The sequence below is a fragment of the Rhodococcus sp. SG20037 genome (genome assembly GCF_031763325.1).
Lineage (GTDB): Bacteria > Actinomycetota > Actinomycetes > Mycobacteriales > Mycobacteriaceae > Rhodococcus_F > Rhodococcus_F qingshengii.
Genome location: NZ_CP134497.1, coordinates 2,044,193 through 2,057,270, shown reverse-complemented (window position 1 = coordinate 2,057,270; position 13,078 = coordinate 2,044,193). Strand labels below are relative to the sequence as shown.

Sequence of the window (13,078 nt, the reverse complement as noted above, 5' to 3'; positions counted from 1 at the left end):
TTTGTCTCCGCCGTCACTGAATGTTCACGTCGACACTGGCCGGAAGGTCGATGCGCATGAGCGCGTCAACCGTCTTCGGCGTCGGGTCGAGAATGTCGATCAGCCGCTTGTGAGTACGCATCTCGAAGTGCTCGCGCGAGTCCTTGTACTTGTGCGGCGAGCGGATGACGCAATATACGTTCTTCTCGGTCGGCAACGGCACAGGTCCAACGACGCGGGCACCCGTACGGGTTACCGTCTCGACGATCTTGCGCGCTGACGCGTCGATCGCCTCGTGGTCGTAGGCCTTGAGCCTGATGCGGATCTTTTGTCCCGCCACGCTTAGTGTCCTTTTCTTGCCGCGTTTCGTAGCCCGCCTGGTCAGGCTCGAGCTACCTCGTCTGCACAGTCCTTGCCTGGACGATGACACGACGAACACTGAAGCGATCGGGACCAAGTCCAAGTTCTCGGGAGTACCGAGATTCGGATCGAGATCAGGATCTGCTGCCGCTGTTCGTTTGTCATTGTTCTCCGGTACACGCGGTCGGGCGTGTCGCCTTCTCACTCATCCTGCGCCGGACAATCTTTCGATTATCTGGCGCGTGATGCGTACCGGACGTGTTCGATGTCGAACACAAAGTAGGTACTGCTTCCGTCCTGCATTACTTCTCGTCTTGCATGGTCACAGTCGTTGACCCGATTACCCTGACGGGATCTGCGATCTATCGTCTGTGACGTCTTACCCTTACCCGATCACGGCCGCAATCGACCGCGTCCCGGACAAGGCAACCCGACCAGTATGCCGTACCTGGCCCAAATCCTCAACTCCCCCAAACTGCCTTTTCCGAGTGAGCTGCGCGACAACAACCTTACTCAGAAGTAAGATACGCCTATGACTACCTCCAGCCCTACCTATCGCGGATGGCAGAAATTGCCGGACAACGCCCTCGGACATGCAGTTTTCTCGGCGGCGATGTCCATTCGCGTGCCCTATTTCGCCTCTGTTCTCCCCCGGGTGACCAAGTTGGAACCAGGGCTCTGCGAGGTCCGCTCCCCCAAATGGTGGGGCGTCCACAACCATCTCGGCACTTTTCACGCGATCGCTGCCTGCAACCTCGCGGAGGTCGCGATGGGCATGCTGAGCGAAGCGACGGTTCCGAACTCGCACCGCTGGATCCCCAAGTCGATGAAGGTCGACTACCTCGCCAAGGCCGAGACCGGCCTGCGGGCGGTCGCCCGACTCGAGACTTTGCCGGACTTCGCGGCGATCGAGAGTGGCACGGAACTTCTCGTTCCCATCTCGATCTTCGACCGGGGCGGCAAGGAAGTAGTCCACGCCGAAATCACCACCTGGGTCTCCCCCAAGTAGGCACTCACGAACCCGCCTGCATCGCAACCTGATTCGCCCGCCAAACAGGTTTCGCAGAATTAGGCACCACCGCAGGTTTCGGCGAATGACGATCGTGGAACACCTCCCCGAACGGCGATGGTCGGTCGGGGTGCCGGTGTCCGGAGGTGGGTTGCGTTCCGGGCACCACATTGTCGACCTCGCGTCACGCCGAGCACCGGGAGGCCTCGTGGAAGAGTTCTTGACCACAACGAGTTCCGAAGCAGGCACGCAGACCTCGTCGTATCCGGACGAGGCCGAGGGATTGAACAGCTTCCGGCGCGACCTCGACGCCATCGACGCTCTACTTCTCGAGACGGTGCGGCAGCGGCTGGAACTCTGCCTGCGCATCGGCGAGTGGAAGCGCTCCCGCGAGGTTCCGATGATGCAACCCGGCCGCGTCCGCCTCGTGCAGGAGCGGGCGCGTGAATTCGCTCGTAGACACGACCTCTCCCCAGACTTCTTCAACGCCCTGTACGAGCTGATGATTGCCGAGACCTGTCGACTCGAAGACCTGGTGATCAACGCACCTGTTGAGGAGGAGGACACTGTTCGGGAATCCGTCGGACCGAGATCAGGATCATCGACATGAGTTCCCGCACCCTTCTGGTGGACAATTACGACTCGTTCACCTACAACCTGTTCACCCTGTTGACCGAGGTCAACGGGGTTGTGCCGACCGTGGTCCGCAACGACGCGGATTGGGATTCCCTCGATCTCGCGTCATACGACAACGTGGTCATCTCCCCAGGTCCCGGCCGGCCGGATCGCGACCGTGATTTCGGAATCAGCCGCCGTTTCATCGAAGAAGCGCCTCTCCCACTTCTCGGTGTCTGTCTCGGCCACCAGGGCCTGTGCGAGTTGTTCGGCGCGGACGTGGTGGTTGCGCCCGTACCGATGCACGGCCGAATTTCGCTGATCGATCACGACGGCTCGGGCATCTTTGCCGGACTTCCGTCGCCGTTCCGAGCTGTTCGCTACCACTCGTTGACCGTCGAGAATCTGCCGAACGCCTTCGTTCGTACCGCGTGGACGTCCGACGGTCTGCTCATGGGTGTCCGGCACCGGACCAAGCCGATGTGGGGAGTTCAGTTCCATCCGGAGTCCATCAGCACCGAGTTCGGCATAGATTTGCTCGCGAACTTCCGCGATCTGTCCGTCGGACGCACTCTGGATTCGGTGATCCGACCCGAACCTGTTCCGCAAACACCCGACCTGCGGCCGGCGATCAACTACGACGTCGACGACGTGACTCTCGATTTTGCAGTGGACCCGTCGGCGGCCTATGCAGCACTGTTCGCCGACGGCCCGAACGCGTTCTGGCTGGACCGCGCGGCAACCGCAGAGCCGAGTGCGCGCTTTTCGATTCTCGGCGATTCGTCGGGGCCGCTGGCCGAGTTCATCACGTACGACGTGCAAGCCGAGGTACTGACTGTCAGCCGAAAAGGCTTGTCCGACGAGCACATTCGAGTTCCATTCTTCGATTACTTGGACGCACAACTCGCGACACGCTTCGTGCCCTCACATCCGGAACTCGACTTCAACCTCGGCTACGTGGGCTACCTCGGCTACGAACTGAAAGCACAGACCGGAGGAAGGGCAGTCCATCCGGCACCCACTCCTGATGCCGCTCTGGTGTTTGCCGATCGCGCCGTCGTCATCGATCACACCGCGGGCCGCACTCACGTTTTGAGATTGCGCGAGAAAGTCCGGGACGCCGGCTATGACGATTGGCTCGAATCGACCGTCGACACCTTGGCGCGGATCGGCGCGGACCTTCCGGAACGCACCCCCGTTCCGCTGATCAGCGACACCGTCTGGACGCAGGCTCGGCTTCGGCATGATCGCGATCAGTACCTGTCGTTGATCGGAACGGCCCTCTCGGAGATCCGGGCGGGTGAGTCCTACGAGGTGTGTCTGACCAACATGGCGAGCGTCGACGAGACGATCGATGCACAGCAGGCGTTCGAGTATCTGCGCTCGATCAATCCGACGCCGTACAGCGCACTTCTCGACTTCACCGGCATCTCGGTGGTCTCGGCCTCGCCTGAGCGGTTCCTTCGTGTCGACTCGGCCGGCAACGTCGAGTCCAAGCCGATCAAAGGGACCCGCCCGCGCGGCGTCACCCGAGCGCGTGATGCTGCCCTACGGCAGGACCTGCTCGACAGCGAGAAGGACCGCGCCGAGAACCTGATGATCGTGGACCTCACCCGCAACGACCTCACCAAGGTCTGCGTTCCGGGAAGTGTCCACGTTCCGAGGCTGTTCGCGATCGAGTCGTACTCGTCCGTTCACCAAATGGTGTCGACGGTGCGCGGACACCTGAGTCCGGGGTCGTCGGCGGTGGACTGTGTGCGTGCCGCGTTCCCCGGTGGATCGATGACCGGCGCCCCGAAGGTACGGACGATGGAGATCATCGACCGTCTCGAATCCGGCCCACGTGGGGTCTACTCGGGATCGATCGGGTACTTCGCGCTCGGTGGCGCCGCGGACCTCTCGATCGTGATCCGGTCGCTGGTCTGCACCGAGAGCGGCGTGACCTTCGGAATCGGCGGTGCCATCACAGCGTTGTCCGATCCGGAAGAAGAATTCGACGAGACCACGGTCAAGGCGTCCACGCTGCTCCGTGCGCTCGATGCGGTGTCCTCGCGGGTCCTCGAGTACGGCGGGTAGATCCAGCCATGACGGCGGCATCAGGCACAGCGACGGTTGTCGGCGGGCTGGGTGCCGTCGGATCCATGTTCGTCGAACTGCTTCGCGCCGGGGGGTCGACCGTCACCGTCGTCGACCCAGCAGGCAGCGATCCCGACGGAGATGTAGTCGTCGGAGACATCACGAAACCCAGTGAGCAAGTCCTCGCGCACGTGGAGTCCTCGCGCATCATCGTGCTCGCGGTTCCCGAACAGGTCGCTCTAGCCGCACTACCGAGCCTTCGGACATCCGGCGCTCTCGTTGTGGACACGCTGTCGGTCAAATCGCGGATGGACGCAGCAATCGCCGACGCCGGCCGAGAAGGGGAGTTCCTCGGACTCAACCCCATGTTCCGTCCGTCGCTCGGGCCGCGCGGTCGGGCCGTCATCGCAGTGCCGTACGTCGGCGGTCCGCAGTCCGACAGATTCCTCGACGTCGTGCGCTCGTGGGGCGCGTCGGTCGCGGTGATGGACGCCGATCGTCACGACCGGTTGGCTGCGGCCACCCAGGTTCTGACACACGCGTCGGTGCTGGCTTTCGGCGTTGCCCTGGCCGAACTCGGAGTTTCCGCGGACGAACTCCTCGCGGTCGCCCCTCCCCCGCATCGGGCCTTGCTCGCGCTCCTGGCGCGTGTAGCCGGCGGCGAACCGGAGGTGTACTGGGACGTACAAGCGGGCAATCCGTACGCAGGTGCGACACGAAAAGCACTGTTCGATGCCACCGCACAGGTGGACAGGGCGGCCGAGACCCTCGGCGACTTCACGACGCTGATGAAAACCGCCGACGCAGCGCTCGACAATCGCTCAGGCGAATTGAACGCGGAGTGCCAGAGCTTGTTCGATCGCATTTCCGAAGGGCACGGAGAGATCGCCGAAGGGCACAGAGAGTAGGGCACGATGAGACCTGGAGTGAGTCCGCCCAGCCTCCCGGAGTACGACGCCTCCGATCCGGTCGAGAGTGCAATCGTCCGCCGCCTTGCGAGCAATTGGGCGCGCCGGGCAACCGTGAAGAAGGCGGAACCGGAACTGGACGATCTCTTCGATTCGTCGCTGTCCGACTACCCCGAAGCACTTCTCCCGTTCGCGGAGCATCCGACCTACCTGGCATTGAGCCCCGAGCAGAAGCAACGCCTGCAAGCCTGGGCATGGATCGCGTTCAACAAGAACGTCATGGACATCGAGAAGTACGTCGTCAATCCCGGCTTCGACGTTCTCGCCGAAGACCGACTCGGCGTCGGTCTCGGAGATTGGGCTGCAGTGGCGGTCAATCAGGCGATGGTCGACGAGCAATATCACACGCTCATGCACTTCAATGCCAGTTCAGCGACCCGTCGAGGCAGGGGCTGGGGGCTGCCGGCGAAGGCACTGCCAGACGTCCTGACGGTCCGCACGCGGGCGCAAGCTCTCGACGCAGCCGAGGGGCCTCGCAAGATTGCCCTGACACAGTTGGCGTTCATGACCGTCGCCGAGGTGTCGATCACCGCATACCTCGACCTGATCTCGGACGATCCGGGCGTTCAGTCGATCAACCGCGCGACAATCCGGTTGCACGCTCGCGACGAGTACTGCCATGCCTCGATTGCCGGGGAACTGGCGGTGCTGGTCTGGGATTCCCTGGATCGTGGAGATCGCAGCTATCTGTTGGAAGGCTTCGAGGGCGCCATGCGCGCTTTCAGCGGGACCGACTTCGGCGCGTGGCGAGCAATCATGGAGATCGAAGCCATACCCGGCGGACAGAAGATGCTCGACGACGTCGAATCTGCGACAGAAAATTCACTATTCCTACAGGATTACAGTGGGATTCAAGCCCTGTACGGAAAGATTGCACCTCGATCGGGGCTCACTTAGAATTTCACAACCTAGGTCATGCAGTATTCCGAAGAAATCTTCGTGACGACGAAAGAACCAGTGCACCCTCAGCCCACCCGAGCCTCACCATTATGCCCGCGTGGATTCAACCGATAATTGCCTACGTGCCGCATTGAAGCATCACATTCTGGAATGACCGACGCCGGAAATTAATGTCCACGACTATAATTTCACCGACGGCGTCCCCTACGCTAACAATGTTTCAATGCAAATCGCACAGTGCTCGCACGTTATGTGCAAGAGCTACAACCGACCGTGTCGAGTTCACCATCTGTCGATGAAATCGTGGATTGCCAACCGCGATTTCTCGAACCCCTGGCCCGCTGGAAAAGCGGAAATGAAGAGGGTTAACCCGCAAACCGGGCAAAGCCACCCATTCACAGTCGAGAAGAACTACCTGAGCTAATACCAACCCTATCGCCTGGCAACGTGATCGAAGATGTTAGAAGTCAGCCGGATCACGCGTATGTGACTTTTGACACAAGGTGAATTTCAGGGTGGGCGACGCCTGCAGAGTCGCTGGCAGACACGTTTCCCACATGCGACTGAGCCCGACGACCGAAGTTCCGGCGAACCCCTCCGGTAACATCTGACCGGAGAACGCAGATATGAGACAGAAGGCATCTGTGCGCCCGTCGGGAGCGCGTGCCCGTTCCGACCCATGCAGACAGCGGAGTGTTGATGCCCTTTTCCACGGACGCAGCAGTACTAGTGGAGGACGTACATAAGTCTTTCAAGAACGTGCACGCGCTGCGGGGGATCAACTTCGTCGCCCCGCGAGGCACTGTGCTCGGTATCCTGGGCCCGAACGGCGCAGGCAAAACCACCACGGTGAAGGTGCTTTCAACACTCATCCGCCCAACCAGCGGGCGCGCGACCGTTGCAGGCTACGACGTAGTGCGAAACGCACCCGAAGTTCGACGCTCCATCATGATGACGGGGCAGTTTGCAGCTCTCGACGATTCGCTGACAGGGCGCGAGAACATCGAACTGTTCGGTCGCTTGATGGGGCTCGACAGGATGTCGGCGAAGGTCCGTGCCGCCGATCTTCTCTCGCAGTTCGATCTCGTCGAGGCCGGATCGCGCGTCGTACGAAACTATTCGGGTGGCATGCGGCGACGAATCGACATCGCATGCGGTCTAGTCGTACGTCCCGAGGTTGTCTTCCTCGACGAACCGACAACTGGTCTGGATCCGCGAAGCCGACAGAGTGTCTGGTCGTTGGTCCAATCTCTGAAGGAACAGGGCATCACGGTGCTCCTGACAACTCAGTACCTCGAGGAAGCGGATCTACTCAGCGACAACATCATTGTCATCGACAAAGGTGCGGTCATCGCCGAGGGAACGGCCGATGAACTGAAGGCTCGAACTGGAGCTAGCTTCTGTGAGATCGTCCCTTCGGACCTCCAGCAATTGGCTCATGCGGTCCACGCTCTCGGAAATCTCGTCCCCCCCGACTTCAGATTCGACCTGGCGCAGGAGAGTGGCCGAATCGCCATACCTGCCCCTGTTGGAGCCGGAACGCTCTCAGAAGCATTACGCCGTTTGGACCACGCACGAATACCGCTTGCTGACATCGCGCTTCGCCGCCCGTCACTCGACGATGTCTTCCTCTCACTTACAGGTGAGCAACACGTAAGTGAGACAAAGTGACCACGACAACCAAGTACGGGGTCGATCAGGTCGCTGTTCGAGCGGGATCCCTCAGTAAGATTGCGGTTCCCGAAGCCTTGAGCGTCGGAAAGCATCGCCGTCCCCACCCGTCGGCGATCAATCAGTGGTGGGTCCTGACGGCCCGAACCGTCAAATCGATGCTCAAGCGCTACGAATTGTTGATAGCGGTCATCGCGCCGCTTATTTTCACGATCGGCTTCTACCTCCCACTGAAGTTCGTCATGCAACTTCAGGGCATCAACTACGCCCAGTTTCTGATGCCCATCATCGTGCTGCAAGCCATGGCTTTCACGTCGATCTCCGCTGCCCAAATGGCTTCGACTGAAACAATCACAGGTTTCAGCAACCGAATGAAGACCATGCCTGTGTTCGGGCCGGTTCCTTTACTGTCCCGCCAATCCAGTGGGTTTGTGCGATCCACGGTTGCCCTTGCCGCGGCGTTGACCTTCGGGCACTTAATTGGATTCCGATTCTCGGCCGGATTGGCTCAGGCTGCTCTGTTCTGCGCGATTGCCCTTGCCTTCAGTACATGTCTATCCTTCGCTGGCGACGCAATCGGCTCGCTGTCGAAGAGCCCTCAAGCGACAAGCCAGGCGCTCACGTTGCCGCAACTTATCCTCGGGATGCTGTCATGCGGATTTGCGCCCGAAACTGGCTTTCCCGAATGGATCCGCCCATTCGTTCGAAATCAACCAGTATCCCAGTTCTCATTCGCCATGCGTGATCTCGCGCAAGGCGGTGTAAGTTGGAACGTGCTGTTCCCAGTGGTGGCGTGGACAATCGGGTTGATTGCGGTATTTGCACCGCTCGCCTTCTGGGCAAGTTTGAGGCGATCATGAGCGAGCCGACTGATCGTTTCATGGCAGTTGTCCGCCCTGCTGAGGGGTTCAACTTCCCATACCCAGATAAAGCGTTGCCGGAGAATTCACTCAATGCGCTTGTCGTGCACAGTTGGATTCAGGCCAAACGACTGCTGATCACGTGGATGCGTGACCCTTCGACAACCATTCAGGCCCTCGTGTATCCGGCGTTCATGCTCTTGATGTTCCGGGTGGTGTTGGGCAATTCGATTTCCGCAGCAACCGGGCAATCAAGCATATTCGGAACCGTGCCGCTGATCATTCTCGTCGGCGCGATGTTCGGATCGATCGCTAGCGCTGTGGGACTTAAAGGCGAACAGGCATCCGGACTGCTCAGCCGGTTCTGGACGCTACCCGCACACCGCGCCTCAGGTCTTGTCGGACGCATGATTGCTGAAGCTGTCCGCGTCCTCGTCACATCAATCGTCATCCTCGCCGTCGGATACGCCCTTGGCTTCAGATTTAACCAAGGCCCTCTCGCGGCTGTGGCACTCCTGGCTCTACCCATTGTGTTTGGTGTTGGTTTCGCAATGATGGTGACTGCACTCGCAACAGTCTCCGCGAATCTGCCACTTGTCGAGATTGTTTCAATTTCATGCACTCTGTTGATGTTTTTCAATTCGGGATTCGTACCCGTCATCGCCTATCCGAAGTGGCTACAGCCCATTGTCGCTGAACAACCCATGTCTGTGGCGATCGACGCGATGAAGGGTTTGTCGTTAGGAGGACCGGTGGCCGAGCCTATGATCAAGACACTGATCTGGTCACTGGGGATGGTGGCAGTGTTCATTCTCCCGGCGATTAGGGGATTCCGACGAGCAGCAGAAACCGCGTGAGGACCTGGAATTCAGCGGCGACCAGGTTTGGCGGAACTGCCGATCGTAACGATGGCGTTCGAAGAACCGACTTAGCAGTCTGAGAACCACGTCAAACGCTGGCCGCAATTGCGCCGAATGCGACCATGCAACGAGAGGGAAATAACTTGACGCGAATGAATCAATCCGTGTGGCGGCGTGTAACTGAAGTTGCCGCCCTCACCATGGCCTGTGCGCTGATTCCAGTCGGAATTGCGAGCGCAGGGACTCCTGCTCACCAGCAGGATGGCGACTCGTCTGAGACAAGCGCGGACGGTTCGTATATCGAATCGGTCGAAAAAATCAACGAACGCCAGCAGATCGTCAACGTATACGCAGCGTCCATGGATCGCACGGTTCCGATTCAGGTCATCACGCCTGCGGACAACTCCGTGCCACGCCCTATCTTGTATCTCCTCAACGGCGCGGGCGGCGGCGAAGACTCGGCAACGTGGGAGTACCAGACTGACGTCGTCGACTTCTTCCAGGACAAGAATGTCAATGTTGCAACGCCTGTTGGCGGCCGGTTGTCGTACTACACCGATTGGGAGAAAGAAGACCCCAAACTCGGCAAGAACATGTGGAGTACCTTCCTTGGCAAGGAACTCCCACCGCTGCTCAACAAACAACTCGGCAGCAACGGGGACCAATCTTTGGCAGCGATCTCGATGTCAGGTACCTCAGTTCTCAATTTGGCCATCGAGTACCCGGGTTTCTACAAGTCGGTTGCGGCGTACAGCGGCTGTGCGCAAACCAGCGATCCCCTCGGACAGCAGTTCGTCAGGACTACCACTGAGTGGATCGGCGGGGTTGATGACATCCAGAACATGTGGGGTCCGTTCGACAGCGACGGCTGGCGAGAACATGACCCACTGGTTAATGCAGAGAAGCTTCGGGGGACTCAGATTTACATGAGCACCGGGAGCGGGCTGCCAGGCTTCCCCAACGACACACCAGCGAATCCACGTATTCAGGACGGCCGCGCTGCAATGTTCGATCAGATCGTCGTCGGAAGTCCGATCGAGCTGGCAACGAATCTCTGCACCTCGAACATGGCAAAGCGACTCTTCGACTTGAAGATCCCCGCAGTGGTCGACTTCCGCCCAGTCGGTACGCACTCGTGGGGCTATTGGCAGGATGATCTGCACAAGTCCTGGCCGTTCATCGCGCAGTCGCTGGGCATTTAATAACGAGCGGTGGTCGCGTATCAAAACGCGGCCACCGCGCCGGCGGATCCATTCGTTAACGCGTAATCGTGCACCGAGAAGACATCGAGAAAACAGATGAAACAACTGCGCCGCGTCCTAGTTCCCTCACTCGTCGCGGCCGTACTGCTGGTTTGCCTACCATCGCATGTGATCGCCGAACCGGAGCCGTCGCCCGGGTTCGCCGAGATGGGAGCGTCGCCCGCTGGTGCGAACGACTGGAGTTGCAAGCCGACGCCAGAACATCCCCGCCCGGTGGTCCTTGTCCATGGAACTGGCATGAGCATGACCGACACCTGGAATGTCTTGTCCCCTCAGCTCGCGGACCTTGGCTACTGTGTTTTTGCTCTGAATTACGGTGGTGCTCAAGAGATTCTCAATCCGAATGTCGTGCACTGGGGGATCCGAGATATTTCCAATTCAAGTCGTGAATTGGCGTCATTTGTTGCATCCGTGCAATCACATACCGGCGCCAGTCAAGTTGACCTCGTCGGTCATTCACAAGGCGGAGTGGTGGCCCGTCAATATTTGAAGTTTGATGGTGGGGCAGATGCGTCAGACCCATCTGCAAACATTGTTCACACCGTTGTCACTCTCGGCGCGACAAATCACGGGACCACGTTCGGAGGACTCCAGGCGAATGCGCGATCCTTGTCTGCGATGGGCCTTCCAGGCGACCTGTTAGTCCAGGCCATCTGGGGGCCGGCCGGAGTTCAGCAACTGAATGGCGCACAATTCTTGACCAGTCTCAACTCCGGATCTGAGACTCAGCCGAGTGTCAGATACACTGTCATCGCATCCGCGTACGACGAGATTTCGACCCCCCCGGAAGCCACCTTTCTGACGCAAGGACCCGGATCGTTAGTCGATAATGTTTGGGTTCAAGACAATTGCCCTGGGAACACAACCAGCCACGGAGACCTCGTTCGAGACAACCACACGCTCGATCTGGTCAAGTTTGCGCTGGATCGACAGTTTGTAATCAACCAATGCAATTAGTGACGATCGGTGTTAGACCCCTTCTCCATGATTGTCAGAACAGCACAGACTAGCAACCGAGATATGGGAACGCGCTAACAACGTCTGATGAACACCGTTTTCGAGGTGGCTCCCGACTGCACTCATCAAGGCTGCCGCTCCGAAAACAGAGCGGCATGCCCATACTAAACCCAGATGCAGTCAACTTTTGCAGGTCCGCAACCCGAAATCGCCTTCGAGACTTCGCTCACAAGAACCAATAATTCGGCCAGCAAGTCGCACTATCCCCGCTGACCATAGCGACCTATCACGTCACAGTACTTATTTGAGTCATCTGTCTGAGGAAAAAGGCAAAGCTCGCGTACTCCTAGACTGTAAGAGATTCCTTACGGACATATGCTCCCTAATTGGATCGTACGCCAAATGAAAAGGCCACAGGACAATATGCATCAATATGTTAATTCCCAGCAGGGCAGTCAACAGTGGATTCTTGATACCATGTCGAGCATAAGTCCTACGCGAAGCACCAATATAGCGAGCATATTCTAACGGTGATGTCCATCCTCGGCGGCCCGATATTTCCGCCCGCATTCCCAATAATTGCACTATCGCTAAATTCTTTTCAATGAAACACATAGTAAGATCAATGTCTTCGTGAATTGTATCCGACACACTGACAACGTCCCTCACTGAATCCCAAGCGTCTCTACGAATCGCCATATTATTTCCCTGCAACATGGGAAGGGGCCGGGCATCCCTAATTTTTCCGCGCTCCACCTGTCGATCAAGCGACCGAGTTCGATAGTTTGAAATTGGCGTTTCGTACAGATAAGAAAGTCCTGTCGCACCCGAGATATCATCGCGGTACGTAAAGAAATCTATTACACACTTGGCCCAACCGTCAGAAACGACGGTATCGGCATCAATCCGACCAATTAATGAAGACTTTGTTGAATCAAAACCGGCATTGCGTGCGTGCACCACCCCAGGAACGCTCTCCGAAATAAATTTCACTTTGTCGAACCTTTCAGAATATTCTTTCAAGATCGACACAGAAGAGTCATTTGAATTGTTATCCACAACAACAATCTCCGTTATAAAATCGATTTGCTTCAGCAGGGCGTCGATACACCGCTTGAGATATTTTTCTTCATTGTAAACGGGTATAACCACTGAGAGAGTTTGCTCTGGCATTCCGGTAGACTACCCCATCGAGACCAGTTGCACCGGGATGTCGACCCTTGGCCGAACTTTACATTGACAAGAGACCGGATCGCCCGTTCCACCTTCGCTGGATCGGCGATAACCCCGCTCCTTATTCGGCCGTGCAAACCGCGTGATCATCGCGGTAATTTCAAGCATGTGATTTCGACGTCGCTTATTTGGGCCAAAAAGAGTGTGCACCCTCGTGACGTGTAATCACGCGCCGGGAGGATCAGGTCAAATCGGGCTTCGCCCCTCTGCACGCCTAATCCTCTGCCGCAAATAACCCCGAAGTCCAAAACTCACACGACAGTCATCCTTAGCATGAGGAATTTTAGTGCTAGGATTTCTCGTCCAACGACCTCAACGAATACTCCTA

12 protein-coding genes are annotated in these 13,078 nt (G+C 58.2%); 10 read left to right on the top strand and 2 right to left on the bottom strand.

Features of this window, described 5'->3' with window-relative positions:
- Window positions 1-13: 13 nt before the first annotated feature.
- Window positions 14-319, bottom strand: a complete 306-nt coding sequence (rpsJ, locus tag RHP72_RS09430; protein WP_003938093.1) for a 30S ribosomal protein S10 — start codon at window positions 317-319, stop codon at window positions 14-16.
- A 552-nt stretch (window positions 320-871) separates the two neighbouring features.
- On the opposite strand from rpsJ, the gene RHP72_RS09425 reads away from it, so the two are divergent.
- The 10 genes from RHP72_RS09425 (at window position 872) to RHP72_RS09380 (ending at window position 11,517) form a co-directional block, all read left to right on the top strand.
- Window positions 872-1,348, top strand: coding sequence for a hotdog fold domain-containing protein (locus RHP72_RS09425; protein WP_003940943.1), 477 nt, complete (start codon window positions 872-874; stop codon window positions 1,346-1,348).
- An 85-nt stretch (window positions 1,349-1,433) separates the two neighbouring features.
- Window positions 1,434-1,958 carry a chorismate mutase family protein gene (locus RHP72_RS09420; RefSeq protein ID WP_065455189.1) on the top strand — a complete coding sequence of 175 codons (525 nt, stop codon included), beginning with the start codon at window positions 1,434-1,436 and terminating at the stop codon, window positions 1,956-1,958.
- Window positions 1,955-4,039: an aminodeoxychorismate synthase component I gene (gene pabB, locus RHP72_RS09415; RefSeq protein WP_065455190.1), complete on the top strand. Its 2,085-nt coding sequence runs from the start codon at window positions 1,955-1,957 to the stop codon at window positions 4,037-4,039. Before RHP72_RS09420 ends, pabB begins: the two co-directional genes overlap by 4 nt.
- 8 nt (window positions 4,040-4,047) lie before the next feature.
- Window positions 4,048-4,947 (top strand): prephenate dehydrogenase dimerization domain-containing protein, encoded by a 900-nt coding sequence (locus tag RHP72_RS09410; RefSeq protein ID WP_311094602.1) that lies wholly within the window; start codon window positions 4,048-4,050, stop codon window positions 4,945-4,947.
- Window positions 4,948-4,953: 6 nt separating this feature from the next.
- On the top strand, window positions 4,954-5,904 hold the full coding sequence (locus tag RHP72_RS09405) for a diiron oxygenase (protein ID WP_269614505.1): 951 nt from the start codon (window positions 4,954-4,956) through the stop codon (window positions 5,902-5,904).
- A 702-nt stretch (window positions 5,905-6,606) separates the two neighbouring features.
- The gene (locus RHP72_RS09400; protein WP_042449854.1) at window positions 6,607-7,578 is read left to right on the top strand and encodes an ATP-binding cassette domain-containing protein; all 972 of its coding nucleotides are present in this window, start codon (window positions 6,607-6,609) and stop codon (window positions 7,576-7,578) included.
- Window positions 7,575-8,438: an ABC transporter permease gene (locus RHP72_RS09395; RefSeq protein WP_269614502.1), complete on the top strand. Its 864-nt coding sequence runs from the start codon at window positions 7,575-7,577 to the stop codon at window positions 8,436-8,438. Before RHP72_RS09400 ends, RHP72_RS09395 begins: the two co-directional genes overlap by 4 nt.
- Window positions 8,435-9,295, top strand: a complete 861-nt coding sequence (locus RHP72_RS09390) for an ABC transporter permease (RefSeq protein ID WP_047270224.1) — start codon at window positions 8,435-8,437, stop codon at window positions 9,293-9,295. Before RHP72_RS09395 ends, RHP72_RS09390 begins: the two co-directional genes overlap by 4 nt.
- Before the next feature lie 155 nt (window positions 9,296-9,450).
- A complete protein-coding gene (locus RHP72_RS09385) occupies window positions 9,451-10,500 on the top strand; it encodes an alpha/beta hydrolase family protein (protein ID WP_269614499.1) in 1,050 nt (349 codons plus the stop codon).
- A gap of 96 nt (window positions 10,501-10,596) precedes the next feature.
- Window positions 10,597-11,517, top strand: coding sequence for a triacylglycerol lipase (locus tag RHP72_RS09380; RefSeq protein WP_269614497.1), 921 nt, complete (start codon window positions 10,597-10,599; stop codon window positions 11,515-11,517).
- 309 nt (window positions 11,518-11,826) lie between these two features.
- On the opposite strand, the gene RHP72_RS09375 is transcribed toward RHP72_RS09380, so the two are convergent.
- Window positions 11,827-12,690, bottom strand: coding sequence for a glycosyltransferase family 2 protein (locus RHP72_RS09375; protein WP_269614495.1), 864 nt, complete (start codon window positions 12,688-12,690; stop codon window positions 11,827-11,829).
- Window positions 12,691-13,078: the final 388 nt, after the last annotated feature.

Coding starts and splice junctions, on each gene's coding strand:
- RHP72_RS09425 (WP_003940943.1), top strand. CDS start 872: ATGACTACCTCCAGCCCTACCTATCGCGGATGGCAGAAATTGCCGGAC.
- RHP72_RS09420 (WP_065455189.1), top strand. CDS start 1,434: ATGACGATCGTGGAACACCTCCCCGAACGGCGATGGTCGGTCGGGGTG.
- pabB (WP_065455190.1), top strand. CDS start 1,955: ATGAGTTCCCGCACCCTTCTGGTGGACAATTACGACTCGTTCACCTAC.
- RHP72_RS09410 (WP_311094602.1), top strand. CDS start 4,048: ATGACGGCGGCATCAGGCACAGCGACGGTTGTCGGCGGGCTGGGTGCC.
- RHP72_RS09405 (WP_269614505.1), top strand. CDS start 4,954: ATGAGACCTGGAGTGAGTCCGCCCAGCCTCCCGGAGTACGACGCCTCC.
- RHP72_RS09400 (WP_042449854.1), top strand. CDS start 6,607: ATGCCCTTTTCCACGGACGCAGCAGTACTAGTGGAGGACGTACATAAG.
- RHP72_RS09390 (WP_047270224.1), top strand. CDS start 8,435: ATGAGCGAGCCGACTGATCGTTTCATGGCAGTTGTCCGCCCTGCTGAG.
- RHP72_RS09385 (WP_269614499.1), top strand. CDS start 9,451: ATGAATCAATCCGTGTGGCGGCGTGTAACTGAAGTTGCCGCCCTCACC.
- RHP72_RS09380 (WP_269614497.1), top strand. CDS start 10,597: ATGAAACAACTGCGCCGCGTCCTAGTTCCCTCACTCGTCGCGGCCGTA.
- RHP72_RS09375 (WP_269614495.1), bottom strand. CDS start 12,690: ATGCCAGAGCAAACTCTCTCAGTGGTTATACCCGTTTACAATGAAGAA.